General features: G+C 68.2%; 13 protein-coding genes. All 13 read right to left on the bottom strand.

The window, feature by feature from the left end; translation table 11 throughout:
* Nucleotides 1–24: 24 nt before the first annotated feature.
* The 13 genes from ACH4UM_RS04425 to ACH4UM_RS04365 all read right to left on the bottom strand — a co-directional run bounded on the left by ACH4UM_RS04425 (nt 25) and on the right by ACH4UM_RS04365 (nt 18391).
* A complete protein-coding gene (locus tag ACH4UM_RS04425) occupies nt 25–1074 on the bottom strand; it encodes an LLM class flavin-dependent oxidoreductase (RefSeq protein ID WP_398173370.1) in 1050 nt (349 codons plus the stop codon).
* Nucleotides 1071–1625, bottom strand: a complete 555-nt coding sequence (locus tag ACH4UM_RS04420) for a flavin reductase family protein (protein ID WP_398173368.1) — start codon at nt 1623–1625, stop codon at nt 1071–1073. Before ACH4UM_RS04420 ends, ACH4UM_RS04425 begins: the two co-directional genes overlap by 4 nt.
* Nucleotides 1618–3228 (bottom strand): Rieske 2Fe-2S domain-containing protein, encoded by a 1611-nt coding sequence (locus ACH4UM_RS04415; protein WP_398173366.1) that lies wholly within the window; start codon nt 3226–3228, stop codon nt 1618–1620. The genes ACH4UM_RS04420 and ACH4UM_RS04415 overlap by 8 nt, the downstream gene beginning before the upstream one ends.
* A 69-nt stretch (nt 3229–3297) precedes the next feature.
* Nucleotides 3298–4563, bottom strand: a complete 1266-nt coding sequence (locus ACH4UM_RS04410) for a nucleotide sugar dehydrogenase (RefSeq protein ID WP_398173364.1) — start codon at nt 4561–4563, stop codon at nt 3298–3300.
* A gap of 26 nt (nt 4564–4589) precedes the next feature.
* On the bottom strand, nt 4590–5891 hold the full coding sequence (locus ACH4UM_RS04405; RefSeq protein ID WP_398173362.1) for a hypothetical protein: 1302 nt from the start codon (nt 5889–5891) through the stop codon (nt 4590–4592).
* Nucleotides 5888–6898 carry a hypothetical protein gene (locus tag ACH4UM_RS04400; RefSeq protein WP_398173360.1) on the bottom strand — a complete coding sequence of 337 codons (1011 nt, stop codon included), beginning with the start codon at nt 6896–6898 and terminating at the stop codon, nt 5888–5890. Before ACH4UM_RS04400 ends, ACH4UM_RS04405 begins: the two co-directional genes overlap by 4 nt.
* Entirely contained in the window at nt 6895–8436 is a 1542-nt protein-coding gene (locus ACH4UM_RS04395; protein WP_398173358.1) for a Gfo/Idh/MocA family oxidoreductase, read from the bottom strand. Before ACH4UM_RS04395 ends, ACH4UM_RS04400 begins: the two co-directional genes overlap by 4 nt.
* Nucleotides 8437–8451: 15 nt before the next feature.
* Nucleotides 8452–10893, bottom strand: a complete 2442-nt coding sequence (locus ACH4UM_RS04390; protein WP_398173356.1) for an SDR family NAD(P)-dependent oxidoreductase — start codon at nt 10891–10893, stop codon at nt 8452–8454.
* Nucleotides 10894–10925: 32 nt separating this feature from the next.
* A complete protein-coding gene (locus ACH4UM_RS04385) occupies nt 10926–15101 on the bottom strand; it encodes a beta-ketoacyl synthase N-terminal-like domain-containing protein (protein WP_398173354.1) in 4176 nt (1391 codons plus the stop codon).
* 36 nt (nt 15102–15137) lie between these two features.
* Nucleotides 15138–15944 (bottom strand): SDR family NAD(P)-dependent oxidoreductase, encoded by an 807-nt coding sequence (locus tag ACH4UM_RS04380; RefSeq protein ID WP_398173352.1) that lies wholly within the window; start codon nt 15942–15944, stop codon nt 15138–15140.
* A 4-nt stretch (nt 15945–15948) separates the two neighbouring features.
* A complete protein-coding gene (locus tag ACH4UM_RS04375) occupies nt 15949–16716 on the bottom strand; it encodes an acyl carrier protein (protein ID WP_398173350.1) in 768 nt (255 codons plus the stop codon).
* A gap of 24 nt (nt 16717–16740) precedes the next feature.
* Entirely contained in the window at nt 16741–17445 is a 705-nt protein-coding gene (locus tag ACH4UM_RS04370; protein ID WP_398173348.1) for an ABC transporter permease, read from the bottom strand.
* Between the two features lie 40 nt (nt 17446–17485).
* Nucleotides 17486–18391 (bottom strand): ABC transporter ATP-binding protein, encoded by a 906-nt coding sequence (locus ACH4UM_RS04365; RefSeq protein WP_398173346.1) that lies wholly within the window; start codon nt 18389–18391, stop codon nt 17486–17488.
* Between the last annotated feature and the right edge of the window lie 30 nt (nt 18392–18421).

Below are 18421 nucleotides of genomic sequence, written 5' to 3'. Positions count from 1 at the left end.
GTGGCATCCGATGGCAGGGAATTTTCAAGAGCCGTCGGAGTCGTTGATCCGGCGCACCAGGTCGAGAACCGATGCCACACCGTCCGGGCCGCCGACAGACAACCCGATCTCGAACTTGCGAACGCCCCGGGAGCGCAGGGTCTCGATCCTGGCCCGCACGTCCGTCTCGCTACCGGCGATGAGGAACCGGTCGCTCAGGTAGTCCCAGACACCGAGGTCCATCGCGGCCTCGATGTACTCCTGCCTTCGCGCAGTCGACTGGTGTCCGTGCTGAGAGAGGTCGTACAGCTCGCCGAGCTTCCTGACCCCCTCCTGGAATTCGGTCGGGACGAGCTTCGACGACATGCCGAATCTGGCGAAGTGGTGTGACAGGGACGCCACGAGCCAACCGGCGTCGGTCACCGCGCGATCCGGGTCACTGTTGATGCTGATCGCGCCGGCGTTCCAGACGAGGTCGATGGCGTCGGGATCCCGGTTCGCCTGCGCGGCCCCTCGCCGCACCACGCTCAGCACTTCCCGGACGACGTCCTCGCTGTAGCCGAGCCCGATGAAGATACCGTCCGCCGTCTGGGCGGCCAGTTCGAGCGATCTCAGCCCGTGAGCCGCGAGGTAGACGGGCACTCTGACGCCCGATTCCCGCTTCAGCAGCAGATCCGCGCCGTGCCAGCGGGCCCGGCCGTCACGCAGCAGATCCCGAACACACGTCACGTACTCCCGGAGGTCCCGCAGCGTCGCCGCGCGCTGAGCCAGGTTGTACACCCCGCTGTCGCCCGTGCCCATTCCGAGGAACACACCGCCTTGAGCGACTTCGGACAGGCTGGCGACCGCTCGCGCCGTCACCACCGGGTGCCGGGTCACCGGATTGGTGACCGCCACCCCGACAGGCACCGTCGAGACCCACTGTGACAGCACCCCGAGCGTGGTCCAGCAGTCCGGGACCCCGGCCGGTGAGTCCCACACCCCGATCTGGGCCGCGCCGTGCGACTCCGCCCGCGTGGCCGCCGCGACCGCCTCCGCCACGGATCCCGCGCCGATGTTGACCTCGATCTCGACCGGATGGCTGTTGGCCTTCACCGGCGGACCTCCTTGTGTGTGTCGTGGCCCGCCAGCCGTACGTAACGCCCACGGTGACGAATGAGCGGGCCCCCCTCCGTGGCCGGTGCGACCCTGTCGACGCGGGAGACCACGATGTCGTGGTCCCCAGCTCGGTACTCGTCCATCACGGTGCACTCCAACCAGGTCAGCGCGCCGTGCAGCACGGGCATCCCACCGGCCGAGGGCGTCCAAGCGACGTCGTCGAACTTCTCGGTGCCACCGCTGGAAAGCCGCACGGACACGCCGTGTTGGTCCTCACTGAGGATGTTGATGCAGATGCCGTCGGCCGCACGCATCCGTGGCCAGGTTCGACTGGTGACCGCGATACAGAAGAGGACCAGCGGTGGTTCGAGGGACACCGAGACGAACGAGGAGACGGTGAGCCCGAGTGGCCGGCCGCCGTCGTCGAGAGCCGTCACGGCGACCACCCCACTGGCGAGACAGCTCAGAACGTCTCGGAACGGCTCCGCACGCAGGGCCAGCGACGCGGACCCCGACGAGCCGATGTGCGTACCGGTGGCTTCAGCCACTGTGCCCCCTGCCGTCGTCGACACCGGGGTAGGCGGCGTCTGCCGCAGCTCCCTCGGCGTCGGTGCGCAGCGGCCTCGAGATCAGGTGACGGCCGTCGCCCACCAGGCACTTGCCGGTGGCGAGGTCGAACTCCCAGCCGTGCATCTGGCAGGTCAGGACCCCGTCGTCGACCGTGCCGAAGGCGACCAGATCCGCGTCCATGTGCGGGCACTTGCGCTGAATGACGTGGTCGCCCGCCCGCGCGAAGTCCTTGATGTCACCGGCTTCCTCGAAGCAGCTCTCGACGAAGGTCATACGCTCGACCGACAGGCACTGGAAGAACGTGTAGACGAACTCGTTGTAGCCGTCCCTGCGGGAGGCCTCGAACCGGCAGGACAGGAAGAGTTCGTTCGCCCAGTCCTCCACCCGCCGCCGGACCAAGTCCTCGACCAAGGGCCTGGCCACCCGGAACCGGTCGCGCCACTCTTCTCCCGCGTACCGGGCGACCCGGCGGTCGAGGAAGTCGAAAACGATCTGTTCACAGCTGTCACCGTCCACGACCTCGAGCAGCACGCGCCCGTCGACCTTGGCGCAGATGTTGTCGGCGAGCGCCAGGAGGGGCTCCACCCATTCCTTGAGCTGACCGAGCAGGTCGCTCCGGTCGCTCGGCAGCGCGGCCTTGCCAGCGTCGATCAGCGGTTGCACCTTGCGCTTGTAGTCCAGGAGATAGCCCCGGCGATCGTCCCTGATCCGGGCGATCTCGGTCTCCGGGACCTGCTCGACCTCAGCGGTGCCATCCGGCGCGAGGGTGACGACCGTGCCGGGCAGGAAGAGATGACCGTGCTCATGGCCCCGCTCCTGCATGAATCGCAGGAAGGCGAACTGGTCAGGGAAGACGTTGGTGCCGTCGTCCGCCAGGTCGTTCAGATCGAACAGATCGTCATCCAGGAAGCAGGTCGGACCGGCGAAGGGGAAGATATGGGCAGCGCCGTAGTGCTCGATGTAACTCACCGCTCGGGCCATGCCGTTGGCCCGCTTGCGGCGTCCGATGTCGGCCATCTCCTCGTCGGCGAAGTCGTACACCATGGGATACCAGTTCGCTCCGGTGAACTGCACGAAATGTGCGTGGAGAGGACCGAGTTGAGCGATGGGCACGGTCTCGACGGGGCGGGAGTCGTTCTGGTTGTAGATCCGCACCCGGCCGTCGTCGACGACCAGCCCGGAGTCGCCGACCGGGCTCTTGGTCGGCTTGGTCAGAGCGTTGGTCAGAATGCGCAGGCCGCCGTCGAGCTCGACCACCTCGTTGTTTCGCGTCTGGATGAAGTTCCGGAACCCCAGCGATTCCAGCTCGTTGCGCAGTTCGGGCACGGGGTAGTCGGGCAGGAGGACGGCGGTGTCCTTGGACATGTGCTCGCGGAGGAACTTCGCATCGAAGTGATCGCGGTGCAGGTGTGAGACGTACAGATACTCGGCGTCGGCGAACTGCCGCGGGTCGATGCCACTGTTGTCGGGGAACGGTATCCACGAGTCGTAGAAGGCCGGGTTGAACCAGGGGTCGCATACGATCCGGCCGGCGGCGGTCTCAAGAAGGAGCCCGGCGTGGCCGAGCGAGGTGATGCGCACGTTCTTCTCCTCAGGGGTGGTTGTCCCGCGGATGTGGGAGCGGGGATTCGTGGGTGCCGGACGGCCCGGTCAGAGAACCTCGACCTGCGCGCCGTGCGTGCGCCGGCGGCAGTCGAAGACGTAGCCGGCGTGCTGAACGACCTCGTCGAAGTCGAAGGAGTCGTGGTCTTCCAGTAGGACCACCACGTCGGCGCCGACGAGTTCGGCCGGGGTGGCCTCGACCTGGCGGGCCCCTTCGAGGGCCTCGCGGGTGCCAGGAGCCTCCGCGGGCACGTGTGGGTCCGCGACGTACACGTCGGCGCCGAGCCTCCTGAGCTCCCTGATCACCCGGGCGGTGAGCGACTCCCGCACGTCGTCGGTGTTCCGCCGGGCCAGGCCCAGCAGCAGGACCCGTGCACCGCGGACGGACTGCGCCCGGGAGTTCAGGCCTTCTGCCACACGCCTCGCCACGTACAGCGGCATGTCGTGGTTGACGTCGTAGGCGGAGTCGACGATCTGGAAGCGCCGGCCGACGCCCCGCTCGACCCACCACGCGAGGTAGTGGGGATCGATCGGCAGACAGTGCCCCGCGACTCCCGGCCCCGGGGTGAACTTCATGAAGCCGAAGGGCTTGGATCCGGCTGCTTCGATCGCCTCCCACACATCGACCCCGAGGGCGTGGCTGTGGACGGCGAGTTCGTTGACGAGAGCGATGTTCACGAAGCGGAAGGTGTTCTCCAGCAGCTTGGCCAGTTCGGCCTCCGCGCAACCGGACACCCGCACCGTCTGCCCCACCACCGTTCGGTAGAAGGCGTCCACGGCTTCGAGTGACGCGTCGTCGATGCCCGAGACGAGCTTGGGCGTGTTGTGCAGGCCCCACTCGGGTTGCTGCGGGGCCATGCGTTCCGGGCTGAAGCCCAAGTGGAAGTCCCGGCCGGCCTCCAGGCCCGACTCGGATTCGATGAGGGGGCCCACGACGCCGGTGGTGGTGCCGGGGTACGTGGTGGACTCCAGCACGATCGTCGCGCCCGGGCTGAGGACGCGGGCCAGCATGCTCGCGGCGCTCTCGACGTAGCTGAGGTCCGGCGCACCGTCGCGCAGCGGGGTCGGCACACTGATCACGGCGATGTCGAAGCCCCTGAGTTCGTTCTCGTCGCTGGTGGGCCGATAGGTTCCGTTGGCCAGGAGAGGCGCGATGCCGGCGCCGGGAATACTGTTGATGTACGACTCCCCGTTGGCCAGCCGCTTCACCTTCCATTCGTCCGTGTCATACCCGATGACCTGGTGCCCCGCCTCGGCCGCGCGGAGCGCGAGCGGGAGTCCCACATATCCTTGGCCGACGACGACTACACGCACTGATGGCTCCTCTGACTCAGGTGGATCTACTGTGTGATGCGGCGGAGTACGAAACAGCTGTTGAGGAGCCGCCCCTCAACTCCACGCCAGCGAAACTCCGTTTCGGGTTCCTGGGGCCACTTGAGGTAGTGCAGGTTTCCCACGACCTCGGTACGTCCTCCGTCAAGGAACACGATCTTCGAGGACTGGCCTCCGTCCAGGTGGTAGGCGTCGCGCGGGGCGATTCCCTCCCGGCCCAGGAGGTCGGCGACTTCCGTGGGGGAGACACCGCGGAAGGAATCGGTCAGCGGGGCGCCGTCGAAGATCCGGAAAACGATTTCCCGTCCGGTCGTCCAGACGAGCGTGCGGGCGTACCGCACGTCGCGGAACGGGGAGACTCCCAGGGATTGGTCGTACGCCGGGACGGTGCCGGCCGCGGCGTCCGCGACGCTCGGGCCCAGTGAGAAGCCACTCGAGAGCTGGTCGGCCGAGAGGCCGGCGATACTGCGTATGTCCACTCGGGCGCCCGCGCGCAGCTCCCGCGCATGTACCGCATCGGCCCGCAGGACGAAGCTCCCGGCGAACAGGTCCGCTCCCCCTCCGGGGTGGACGCTGCCGATCACGTGGCCGCCCGCCGCGGTGCGTAACACCACCGCGTCGACGACCGACCCGGTCTCGGGGGTGATGTTCTCCTCGGGCCGCACGAAGCGGACGAAGCCGGTCCGTGGGTGGTCGGCGTATTTGATCCGGCAGTTGGCGGCGCCGAAGACGACCAGCGTGCCGTTCCCGGTGGCGGCCGAAGCCCTGGGCTCCTTGGATCCGACCCAGTCGAACGAGCGGCCGTCGATGCGCAGGGTCCCGGTCGCGGGCAGCGTTCGCACCGTCAACCGGCCGCCGTGCACCAGGAACGCCGGCTTCGTCACCGTCGGCAGGCTCACTATTGACCCCGCGCGGCAGCAGAAGTCCAGGCATGGTTCAGCCGGCTGATGGGCCGGGTCGTCCGATATGTAGGAGAAGGAGCCGTTCACGGCCGCGACGACGGTGTCCGCGGCGCACTGGTCACGCAGATGGAATCCATCCGCGTCCGAGACCGCTTCGACATGCACCGAGTCCAGGTCGAGCCTGAGGGTGTAGGCGTTGGTGAATGCTCCGCCGCCTAGCTCCACTGTCTCGGACGCGAAGCGCACTCCGGGAGCGAGGACCCGCCGCCGGGAGGGCAGACGCACCGCGAACGACCGCTGATCGCGGGCGATCCCCTGGATGTCCTGGACCTGGTAGCCATAGGCGCGCAACGCCGTGAGCGCGTGTCGGTCCTCGTCGTGCAGGGGCTGCGGTCCAGCAAGGTTCATGCCACACCCGCCACGGCGTCGTTCAGGCTCTCCGGTGTGATGGTGCCGCGGTCCAGCAGGTGCGCAACCCGGCGGCGGACCTGCCGGCCCTGCTCCGCCGAGGTGGCCAGGCGGTACGGAACCGTGGCGTTGTCGAGACGGTAGAAAATCACCCCGGCAGCCACCGTCGCCACCAGCGTCCGTGTGCGGGTGCTGGGCGTCCGGTCGGCGTAGTAGGCATCGAGCAGAGCGGACACGAGCGCCGGAAGGCGCTCCGGCCTGTTGATGTGGTGCAGCAGGATGTGCGCGAGCAGATAACCCAGGTCGAAGAGCGGCCGGCTGCGGTGCACGTTGTCGAGATCACAGAACGCCACCCGGCCGTCCGCCAGGCTGAGGTTCTTCGGCGCCAGGTCCCCCAGTACGAGCCGCTGCGGCAGTTGGGCGCGCAGTTCCCCGCAGACCCGCTCCAGCACAGGGTGCCCGCTGGCCCGTAGGCAGTAGTCGAAGGTGTAGTCCCGGAACCACAGGTCGCCCTGGGAGCGGATGGGAACCCGCACGTCCTTCGTGGCGTCATGGACCTGGCGCACCGCCGCGCCGAGACGGCCGAGTTCCTCCGGGGTGCCGGAGCGCTCGTGGAGGTGGTCCTCGTAACTGCGCCGGTCGGGGAACACATCGGTCATCACCATGGCGTGCGCCCGCGGGTGGAACGCCAGGACCCGCGGGAACACGGAGGGCACCAGAGCACCGTAGACCTCGAGGGCCCGTCGTTCGTCGGCGATGAGAGCGGGGTCGGTGCGCAGTGACGGGATGCGGGCGAAAGTGGCTGCGCGCACCTTGAGCACGACGCTGCCGCGTGCTCCCTCCACGCGGAAGACATGGCTGACGTTGCCGCCCGTCAGCCGCGTGATCGCACCGATGTCCCCGACCTGGGCACTGCAATCGCCGAGTACGGCGGGCAGGGCGTCGCCCAGCAGTTCCGCGGGAGCCGGCAGGGCGACGGTGGAGAGCTGCCCGGTCGCCCGGGTCACAGGGACACGTCCATCAGGTCGCAGACGCTCGGGTCGTCCAGACGGCCGGCAGGGCCCGCAAAGCCCTCGCCGTGCGGCCGGAAGTCGAGCCGGGCCACCGGTGACCCGTCGGCCCACTGCTGAGCCGCCGAGAGGTATGTGCCGGCCATGAGGGTGGCGCCGCGCCGGTGGTCGGTCAGCTCCGAGGACATCTGCTCCCTGGTGCGGCGACCGCTTACGTATTCCAGGAACTCCTGCATCGCCCGGCGGCGGGAAGCCGACTGCGTGGGCTCTTCGGGCCCCGACTCCGAGACGGTGGTGAGGGCGTCGTAGTCGAGCCTCTCGTGCTTCTTCCAGCGCGCGTCGAAGCTGCTGTTGCGGAAGACGTGGATCTCGATGTGCCCCTGCCCGCCGACCTCGTAGGCGCCGGCGGCGTCAGTGTCGTCGCCCAGCGTCTGCAGCGAGTGATAGTGGATCGCTTGGAAGGGGCCCTGCTCGATGATGTGGCTCTCGTGCCGGACCCGGCCGTTTCCCTTGTAGAGGTTGGCGTGCGCGGGGCTGAATCTGCCGCGCTGGGAGAATCCGTTGTGCACGAGATTGATGCTGCCGAGCGTCATGGTCCTGCCACCGCTCTTGTACGCCATGGAGACGAACGCGTCGACCTCTCCGAACGCTGCGGTGTCGGTGAGCAGTTGCGCCTGCGAGTAGGGGTTGGCCGCCTCGAACTCAGGAAACAGGCGCGCGTAGTCGTTCACGTCGAGCTGGGCGAGGAAGTCGCGCGGGCGGCTGAAGTTCGCGTGGATGTCGACACTGTCGAGTTCCTTGCCCGGCCTCTCACCGGCCCGCAGGAGCCAGGGCACGATGTCGAAGAAGTGATACCCCGAGTGGGCGCACTTGCCGTACCCCTGGTCGAAGGAGTGATAGGTGATGTCGATGAGTTCGTTCGGCATCCGCCACTGACCGTCGCTGTGGAAGGACTGCACGGACGTGACCGGGCAGTTGGTCGCTTCCGCCACCTCGGCGATCAGCCGGCGCATACGGAGGAACGCGGGGTGGTGGCGACGCTGACACTGCACGGCCACCAGCACCTCGGAGCGGGTACGGCGGACCGTCTCGTAGCGGGAGAGGACTTCGTCGAAGTCCGTGAGGATGGCCGATGCCCGGAAAGGGTCGACGGAGCAGTTGGCGTGAACGCTCAGCGGTTTGTCGAGCAGCACGCTCAGGCCGTGCTCCAGCGCCCAGTGTGTGTAGACCATGTGGAACGACGGTTCGGTGGAGATCACGACGGCATCGACGGCGTGCTCCCGCACCAAGGAGTCCAAGGTCTCGCGCACCGGGGCCGGCAGTGTGCGGCTCGAGGCGTCGAACGGCTCGATGAAGGTCACCGGCAAGCCGGGCGTGCCGGCAGCCGAGTTGAAGGCGGCGATGTCACCGGCCGCGTCGGCGACATCCACGCCGATCACGGTGCCGACCAGGCCGGCTGACCGACCGGCCCACAGCGTCGGCAGATGGTTGAGGCGGGCGTGCGGACCAACGCCTATCACGAGGAAATTCTTCACTTCGCCTTCCTTGCCCTACGACTCGCGCCCGGTCAGTTCGAGGTTGCGGATCTGGGCCATGACCCGCCCGGCGGAGTCGGCCAGGGTCACGCTCAGGTTCTCGTCGCCCGTGTCCACCACGGCCCAGCCCTCGGAGTGACTGCCGCCGAGCTCCGTGTGCAAGACCAGTTCCTCCACCGCCGTGGGAAGCCCCCCGTGGCGGGATCCCGGGTGGAAGACGAGTGTCTGGAGCGCGAGATCGAGCAAGCCGACGTCGAAGAAGGACCGCCCCCGCACGTCCCCGTCCCAGCCGGCTCCGGAGCGCAGCTCGGCCAGGTGGAGCGTGCCGTCACGGCGGCAGGAGACGATCTCGCGGAAGGCCGGTCCGTAGACGATCCCGTTGGCGGCGAACCGCTCTGCCAGGTGGGCCACGGGGACCGGCTCGGATCGATCGAGCGGGACATCGATCCGGGGTGCCGGTTTCTGCCCGGTGAGGGGTTCGATCTCGGCGCTCATGTGCTGGAGCGTGACGGGCACCCAGCTGTGGTCGGGGCGGATCGGTGAGCTTTCCACACCGACCCGCAGGGTGCCGTCCGCTGCGCGCGCGATCGCAGCCCGCAGTTCCCTGGGGCGATCGGGTGCCAGGGTCAGCGGTTGGTGCATGCGCAGTGCGCGCAGGGTGAAACCTCCCGGGTCGCCGAGGCAGGCGGAGGCGGTCTGGCACACCAGCTCGATGAAGAAGGCGAAGGGCACGCGGACCGTGCCGTCCACCTGGTGATCGGCCAGGGCCGCGTCCAGTTCGGGCTGGTAGGTCGACCGGACCTCCCACCGTCCGGGGCCCGTCTCGTAGCACAGGTCCACCAGGTGACCCCGGTTCGCGCGAGCGGAGCCCCACGGCGCCGTGTCGCGGGTGGTGGTGGCTTCCGGCGGCATGTCCTCGTACCCGATGCTGACGCAGGTCGGAACCCGGCTCGGGCTGCGCAGCAGGCCGCCGGCCCAGTCCAGGCCCTCGGAGACCTCCATGAACCGGACGTCGCGCTGCTCCAGGGCAGCCCGGGAGGAAGGCCGGACCGCCATCCCCACCTCGTCCCACGCGGGCCAGGCCACCGAACGCACGCGGGCTGCCGGGAAGTCGGCGGCCAGGCGGTACGCCGCGGTCGTGAGGAACTCGCTGGCTCCGGCGTAGTCGATCTGCCCGGGATTGCCGTACGTTCCCGCGGCCGAGCCGAAGAGCATGATCAGCCGGGTCTCGTCGCCGAGCAGCGGACTCAGGTTGTACAGACCGGCGGTCTTGACCGCGACGGTCCGTTCCCATGAGTCCCGGGTCTTCCCGCACAGGTTCCTGCTCGTCTCCACCCCGGCCCCGTGCAGCAGTGCCTGCACCGGCCCGGTGGTCCTGACCAGGTCCTCGGCAAAGCGGCGAGTGGCGTGCCCGTCGGTGACGTCCAGGCACCTGTATTCGGCGCGGGCGCCCAGGTCACGCAGCTGGGTCACGGTCCGCAGGACTTCCAGTGAGTTGCTGATGCGAGCCCAGTGGCGTTCGAACGCGGGTGGCAGCAGTGTGGGATCGTCACGGCGCATCGCCGCGAACTGGCGCCGTTTGTGTTCGTCGAGCTCTTCCGCGGACATGCGCAGCAGTTCGTCGCGGTCCCCCACTCCGAGCGCCGCCCTGACATTGACCAGCTCAGTGGTGCCCAGGAGCAGATAGCGGCACGGCACTTCCTCGGCCATCATGCGTACAACACGAGCGGTCACCCCGCGTCCGCCGCCGGTGGCGAGCACCGTGTCACCGCGTTCCAGCGGCAATCGGCCTTCGGCACCCGGGATGTCGGCAGGCTGCTCGAAGGCGGGCACGAGCGTGGTGGCATACGCCTGGTTTCCGGCGAGCCCCGTCTCGACGTGTCCGTGAGAGGGGTCCGACGCGAGGTCGAGCAACCGGTCGGCGACGGCGGCAAGGGACACCGACGGGCCGATGTCCAGTGCCACGGTGCGGATCACCGGAAGTTCGGCGTGCAGTGCGCGTACGGTGCCGTGCAGCAGACCGGCGAGCGGGTCACCGGAGCGGGCACCGGACAGCCCGAACCTGCCGTCCGCGCGGGTGACCACGGCGAAGCCGCCGGCACCTCTCTCCAGCCAGCGCCGCCCGAGCGGGGACAGCGTGTGGAACAGCGTCCGGGTCATCCCGCCGGCGTAGAGCCCTTCTTCCGGGCGGAAACCCTGGGCGGGGCGGGCCCGGGCGGTGAATCCCGGCAGGAAGAAGACCCAGTCCGGGAGCGGCCCCGAGGTCAGGCGCTCCGACAGTTCCTCCGCTCCGAGCAACGGCCCGTGGTGGTCCGAGGCGTAGGGGCGTACGGTCTCACGAACCGTCACCACCTCGGTGTGGGCTCCGGCCGCAGCGAGCCGTGCCAGCGTCTCGCCGACGAGGCCGTCTCCGTCGCCGATCACCAGGACGCGCCGGCCGGCCAGGTCGTGCCTCACCTCACGCAGGGTGACAGGTGTGGCGGTGGGGATCAATCCGAGCATGTCGCGGCCTTTCGGGCAGTCACGTCGTGGACCGGTTGAACGTCCGTCAGGCCGATGGCCCAGAGCTGGGCGGCGGCACGGCGCACCTGCGCCAGTTCTCCCCCCTTGGGGTGCATCAGGGTGACGGTGCGTACGTCCGCCGGCGTGCCGAGACACTCACCGACCAGGGAGGACAACGCCCGCTTCGGGCCGACCTCCACGAAGACCCGCGCTCCACGGTCGTAAGCGTCATGGACCATGGTTTCGAAGTACACGGGCAGCACGAATTGTTCGGCGAGGCTCTGCCGGATCCTGTCGGGCACCGCGTCCCGTGAATACGGCCGTGAGGTGAGCGTCTCGTACACCGGTGCCGAAGGTGTGGTGAGGGTAACCGAGTCGAGAAACGCACGGTAGGCGGGTACGGCGTCCCGCAACAGCGGTGAGTGGAACGCACGCTCGATGGGCAGCATCCGCGCCTCGATCCCGTCGGCGGTCGCACGCTCGAGGACCCGTGCGACGGCCTCGGCGCGTCCGGCGAGGACGATTTGGCGGCGACTGTTCCGGTTGGCGACGACGACGTCGTTCTCGTCCGCGTCGATCAGTCGAGTCGCCTCCGCGGCGGACGTGAACAGCACGGCCATGCCCTGCCGTGATCCCCCACGCCCCTGGGCGGCGATGGTGCCGCGGCGGTGAGCGGTGCGCAGCGCGTCGGCGAAGGGAATCGCGCCAGCGGCTGTCAGCGCGGAGACCTCACCGAAGCTGTGCCCCAGATGGAAGTCGGCGGGCACGCCGAAGCCGTCGAGCCAGTCGCCCAGGGCGGCACTCACCACGAGCGTGGCGACCTGGCAGTTCTCCGTGCGGGACAGCCATCGCTGGCCGGCTGCCGGGTCCCCGTACCAGAAGACGTCCAGCATTCCCGGCACCTCTGTCGCGAGCACATCGGCTGCGGTCCGTACCTTGTCCTCCGCGCCGTCGATCGCGGTGGCCGCTTCGCGCAGCATCCCGGGATACTGGCTGCCCTGGCCGGGATAGAGCCGGCAGACGCCGCCGGGCGCAAGATCCGTCCGCCCGGCGAACACCCCCATGGCGTCCCACTGTCCGGGGGTGAGCTTGTCCGGGCCGGTGGCGAGGTATCTGCGGACCCTGTCGCGCAGGGTCTTGGCCGGGTCAGGGCCTGCGCCCCCGTCGACCGCCACCCGGTATGCGTGGCCCGGGTCGGGCGGCGGCGGAGCCTCGCCGTGCTCGGCGAAGGCGGCCAGGGCACGGTCCAGCTCCGCGCGGCTGGGCGCGGTCCAAGTCGCGATGGTCTGCTCCGGGCTCGCCTCGCGCGGCGCGATCCGTGCTGCCGTCGTCCGCTCGGTCACGGTGGGCGCGTACTCCTCCAGCACGGCGTGGTAGTTGATGCCCCCGAGCCCGAAGGCGTTCACGGCTGCACGGCGCGGGGCACCGTCCTGCGGGGCGGGCCAGGGCCGCGTCTCCGTCAGCACCTGGAACCGCCGTTGCTCCAGTTCGAGGGCCGAATGGGGGTTCTCGTGTCCCGGCGTGGGCACGAGTTCACGTCGGTGGAGGCAGAGCACGGTCTTGATCACCGAGGTCATGCCGGAGGCACCTTTCTGGTGACCGACGTTGCCCTTCACGCTGCCGAGGAACACCGCCTCCTCGTTGCCGAGGACGGAGGACAGGGCTTCGACCTCCGACCGGTCGCCCAACGCCGTGGCAGCTCCGTGACCTTCGACATAGTTGATGCCGGAGGGGGTCAGACCGGAGTCGCGGTACGTGCGTTCCATGGTGAACCGGCGTCCCTCCGCGTTGGGAGCCAGCAGGCTGCGCCCCTTGCCGTCGCTACCGCCCCGCACCTCGCGTACGATCGCGAGGATCGGGTCTCCATCGCGTTCCGCGTCGGGCAGCCGCTTGAGACAGAGCAGTCCTGCGCCGCCTCCCATGATGAAGCCGTCGCCATTTTCGTCGTACGGGCGTCCCTCACCGTTGGCGCTCAGGGCCCGGATCGCGGCCAGCGCCGTGTGGTTGACCAGGCCCACCCCCATGCCGACGGCCCCGCACAGCACGAAGTCCAGGGTGCGCTGGCGCAGTTCCTGCACCGCCAGGGATAGGGCGGCAAGTCCGGTCGCGCAGGCAGCGCGCACCGCATAGCTCTTGCCGCGCAGGTCGAAGGCACTGGCCAGGGTCGAGGGCAGGGTGGAGCCGAAGCCCGCGACCGAGGTGTCCTGATTCACGGTGTGGAGCTCGAACGTGGGGTCGCTCCACAGCTCGTCACGGAGCGCGGTCCACGGGGCCTCGACGCCGCGGGCCCGGGCGAGTCTGCGCAGCCGACGCAGCCAGGGCACGAACCGCAGCGACTGGATCAGCTCGAATTCACGGTCCGAGTCGGGGAGTTGACCAACGATGCAGCCGGCTCGCGTCGGATCCACGGAGGCGGTGGCACGTTCGACCTGGCTCGCCAGGTTGGCCGCGCAGGACAGCAGGACGAGGTATTCGTCGGTGAGGCCGGGCACCTGGTTGGGCAGGATGCGGAACCGAGCGTTGTCCACGGTGCGCGATACGTCGACGATCGCCGCGTTCTGCAGGTGGTCGGCCTGGCGTCGCAGGCCCGCGTCCTCCAGGTCCAGGTCACGGCTGGGCACCCGGACACGCAGGTCCCGCCGGCTGGCCAGCCCCTCCCGCAGATTGCGCCAGAATGCGGCCGCGTCCGTGGCGTCGGGCTGAACCGCCTCCAGGCCGACGATGGCGATGGGGGTCCGGTCGCGTCGAAGCGGCGGGCGGCTCCGGCCTGTGGTGACGTCTTCGGTTACGGGCTGCTCGAGCAGGAGGTGGTAGTTGATGCCTCCGTATCCGAAGGCGCTCACCCCCACACGGCGCGGTCGCCCCGCGGTCTGGGCGAGGGGCTCGCTCGTCCGCTGGAGCCGCAGGCGATCCACGGCCTCGACGGCCTCCGGGCGCATGTCGTCGACGTTCACCGTCGGAGGGAGGGTGCCGGTTTCGAAGAGGAAGAGTCCGCGCAGCATGCCGACGAGGCCGGCGCTCTCCACCGTGTGACCGATGAGACTCTTGACGGAGCCGAACGGCAGGGGTCTCGAGCGCGTCACTGAGCCGTAGGTGCGCAGCATCGCATCGAACTCGGCTCCGTCTCCGGCGCGGGTCGAGGTGCCATGGGCCTCCACGTAGTCGACGTCCTCCATGCCGAAGGACATGCCGTCGAAGGCCCTGCGGATGGCACGCTCTTCCGCCTCGGCGGAAGGAGCCCAGGTCGACGTGGTCCGGCCGTTGGTGCTGTAGCCGATGTTGCGGATCACGGCGAGCACCGGTCGCCCCTGCTGCCGGGCGTCCGCCAGCCGCATCAACAACAAGCCCACTCCGCCTTCCCCAGGCACCAGGCCGTTGGCGGCGGCACCGAAGGGGAAGCTGCCGTCCTTCGAGAGGGTCCGCGCGGCGCTGTTCACGACGAAGATGTCCGGGGTGAGGATCCCCACGGCGGTCACCAGGGCGGCGTCGAACTCCCCCTGGTGCAGCCCCATGCAGGCGGAGTGCACCGCTGCGAGCGAGCTGCCGCACGCCGCGTCGATGCCGTAGTGGGTTCCGCGCAGGTCGAAGTAGTTGGCGATGCGTCCGCCGATCGTGCCGGACTCCCCGTTGAGGGCGAGGTCCTCGCGTTTGTCGGGGTACCGCGCGTGCTCGTTCTTCTGGTGCTCGTCCAGCACGTCGGCGAGGCCCGGCTCTCGGCGGCGCAGCGCCGCGGCCCAGCGTTCGGACTGCACCTTCATGTTCGCGTTGATCCGGCTGGTCGAGCCGCCCGCGACATTGGCGACGATCACCGCTGCCTCGTCGCGGGGCAAGGGCCCGCTCCGCTCGGCCTGATCGATGACGCGGTGTGCCATCTCCAGGCCCAGGGCGTGGACCGGGTCCATCCGCTCGATGACGCGTGGCGCGATGCGAAAGGCGCTGCGGTCCAGTTCCCAGGGGTCGAGGAATCCGCCGAGGTTGGTGTACGAGGTGTTGAGGTGGCCCTCGTCGTTCTTGTCGTAGACCTCGCATCCGTCCCAGAAGGCGTCGACCGCCTCACTGATCGAGCAGGTCCCCTCTCGATTGTTCCGGAAGAATTCCTGCAGGTTGGATGCGCCCGGCAGTCTGCACTCCGCAGCCACGACGGCGACCGGTTCGAATTCCATGCTTTCCACTCCCAGGCCGGGGCGTTGACTGTCGATTCAGTGCCGGATTGAGCCCACGTCGGCGGCGGCGCCTTTGCCGCGCAGTACCGAGGTCAGCCAGCCGCCGTCCACATTGAGCACCTGTCCTGTGATGTAGCCAGCGGCCTGCGAACAGAGCAGAAGGATCGTTTCTGCCACCTTTTCCACCGGTGGTGCGCCCAGTGGGGACTCCCGCTCACACATGCCGAGCCAGTCACCGCTGCTGGTGAAGTAGCGCAGCGACAGACTCGGGAACGCCGTGGTGCGCAGGCCGTTCACGGTGATGTCCAGCGGCGCGAGTTCGAGGGCGAGCGAGCGCACCAGGGCCTCGCTGGCCGCCTTGGCGGCACCCACCACTCCGTAGCCGTGCGATGCCCGGATCGCACCCATGCTGCTCATGTACACGAACCGCGAACCTGCGGGCATCAGCGGGGACAGGTGCCGGGCCAGGGTGACCAGAGAATAGGAGTTGACGCTGAAGGTCCGCTCGAACATGGGGAGAGTGGCATCCATGACACGGGCCTCCGAGCCGCCGGCTGCGCAGTGGACCACGATGTCCAGCCGGCCGAACTTCTCCCTGATCAGGTCGGCCATGGCAGCGACCTGCTCCTCACTGGCCACGTCGGCGCAGACGTAGTGGGCCTGGCCGCCGTTCTTCCTGATGGTGCGCGCGACGTTCTTGCCGTCCACCGCGGTCGAGGCCGAGTTGACGATGACCCTCGCGCCCTGACCGCCCATCAGCTCGGACACTTGCCGCCCGAGGCCGCGGCTGCTGCCGACGACCAGCACAACCTTGTCGGTATATCCGGGCAAGTCCTCTCGCACGGCCTCAGGTCTCCTTGTCCAGGCGACCCACGATGTAATCGGCCATCTTCCCGATCGTGGCATAGTCACGCATAAGGAAGTCCTCGTCCATGGTCAGGCCGTACTCCTCGCGGACCCTGGCCAGGGTCTCCACCTGTTTGATGGAGTCGATGCCGAGGTCGACCTCGAGGTCGAGGTGGTCTTCGAAAACATCGGCGGGATAACCGCTGACCTCCGCTATCAGCTCCACCAGGCGGGCCTTGACCTCCTCGACGGTGACCGTCCGCCGTACCGGTTCGGACTCGTCCTCCTCGTCGGGGTCGAAGAAGTCGAGCGGCTTCGCCGTACGGGTGGGGGCGGGCATGGCCCGGGGCTCCGGCGGCACCGCGGCCGCAGGTGCCTCGGCGGGGTTCTCCGCTCGGTCCGGAAGCTCCGGAGGCCTGGGCGCCGCGATCTCGGTCCGGCTCGTGGAGGACGGCGCCTCGTCGAGGATCGCATTGCCCCCCTCACGGGCTTCCGCTTCCTCCTGCCAGGGATCGATCCGCGTGACGGTGGCGCTCACCGACAGTGAGCCGGCCCGCGCCCCGCGGAGTCCTGCGGGTGCCCTGCGGCCACCGAGAGCGGTGAACGTCGACCAGGTGTCGAGGATCAGGCGGCCCCATGTCTCGGGATCGTCCTGCAGCGAGCGGAGCAGTTCCTGGTCGACGTCTCGGAGCGCGTCTCCGCCGAACAGCACGCTCCAGGCGAGCCGTGTGGTTGCTGAGACACCGTCGAGTGTCTGCGTTTCGGACATCGTGTCCTCCTGTGACGCGGTGTTCTAGTTGGCCTTCCATTGCATGCGGGAACCGGAGAACCAGAGGGTGATTCCGGTGAGCGCCAGCAAGACGAGCAGGTCGAGCCAGATGCGCCCGGTCACCGGTCCGACGAGTACTTGCCGTATCGCCGAAGCCGCATATGTGGTCGGACTGACATGACTAATGGTCACGAGCCATCCCGGAAGTCGATTCGCAGGGATGATCACCGGCCCGAAGAACAGCAGAATCATCGTGACCAGCAGGGTGAGTGAGCTCGCCTCTTCCTGGCTTCTCGTCACGATCCCGATGACCGCGCCGATACCCGCGAGGGACAGCACGCAGAGCGGGATGACGAGGACAACCAGCCAACTCACAGAGAGGTGGACGCCGAGGATCAGTGATCCGAGGACCAGGGTCATCAGAAGCGCCGGCGTTGAAAGCGTGAAGAACGCCAGAACCGTGGCCAGGATGACCATATAACGACGCACCGGAAGAGTGCCGAGAAAGTCCAGGGTTCCCATAGCCTTCATGTAGGCGAAGTTCTGGGCGACCTTGTTCTGGTTCTCGAACATGAGCGACAGCAGAATGCTGCCGGTGAGCACGTAGACGAGAGACTCCTGCCCCCGCCCACGAGCGAATGCCCCCAGCGCTGCAACAGTCATGAGAGGGGTGATGATTCCCGTGACCATCATGGCACGCCAGGACCACCTCCAGTTGGAGAGTTGCATAAGCCACAGGTCAACGAACTGGGCTGCCAGCTTCGGCCGTTCAGTCTGAATTCGCATAGTGCAGATACAAGTCTTCCAGGGTCGCCGAGTAGAGCTTGTAGTCAATCGATTCGTGCAGCCTCAGCTCGGACAACAGCGCAGGCGCACGGTCACGCGGAACCGAGAGAACGACGTTGTCCTCGGATTTCCAGTGCTGCGGTATGTCAGCCGGAAGCACGGGCACTTCACCGGGGGGCAGCCACACTTCGAGCCGCATGTGATCCAGTAGCTTCCGTTTCAGCTGAGCCGGCTGACCTATCGCAAGGAAGCTGCCCTTCCGCATGATGCCGACGCGATGGACGATGCGTTCCGCCTCGATCGCGTCGTGCGTGATGAAGAGGATCGTCGTGCCGTGTTCGGCATTGAACTTGCGCAGCACTTCCCAGACGTGTTTGCGGTTGACCGGGTCCAGGTCGTTGGTCGGCTCGTCAAGCACTGCTACGGGCAGGCGGCCGGCGGTGGCCAGGGCGAGCTGGAGGAGGCGCTGCTGGCCACCCGAGAGGCGGGAGCTCGACTTGTCCCGGACCGGACCGAGCTGCCACGTCTCGATCATCGCGTCGCGTTCGCGGGCCGCGTCCCGGCGCGACATACCGCGCAGGTGCGCGGCGAAGTAGATGGCCTCCTTCACCTTCAGACGGTTGAGCGCCATGCTGCTCTGTGGCATGTAGGCGACAGTTCGGCTCACGAACAACGGATTCCCTGGCACCGACTGACCAAAGAGCCGGATCTCGCCCGACGTCGAGCGCAGCAGGTTGACCATCTGTCTTACCAGCGTGGTCTTTCCCGCTCCATTGTCCCCCAGAATTCCGAACACCTCGCCAGCACGGATGTCCAGCGACACGTCATTGGTTGCCGCTTCGGTCTGGCGTTGGTAGATCTTTACGAGATGCTCGATCTCGTAGGCCACTTCGGTCAATTCACTCTCGTCTCGTCACGA

This window comes from Streptomyces sp. NPDC020801 (genome assembly GCF_044334385.1).
GTDB lineage: Bacteria > Actinomycetota > Actinomycetes > Streptomycetales > Streptomycetaceae > Streptomyces.
This window is presented reverse-complemented; position numbering and strand designations above follow the sequence as displayed.

Bases quoted from the DNA above. Each gene is read 5' to 3' on its own strand.
- ACH4UM_RS04385 (WP_398173354.1), bottom strand. From the start codon at position 15,101: ATGGAATTCGAACCGGTCGCCGTCGTGGCTGCGGAGTGCAGACTGCCG.
- ACH4UM_RS04370 (WP_398173348.1), bottom strand. From the start codon at position 17,445: ATGCAACTCTCCAACTGGAGGTGGTCCTGGCGTGCCATGATGGTCACG.
- ACH4UM_RS04405 (WP_398173362.1), bottom strand. From the start codon at position 5,891: ATGAACCTTGCTGGACCGCAGCCCCTGCACGACGAGGACCGACACGCG.
- ACH4UM_RS04375 (WP_398173350.1), bottom strand. From the start codon at position 16,716: ATGTCCGAAACGCAGACACTCGACGGTGTCTCAGCAACCACACGGCTC.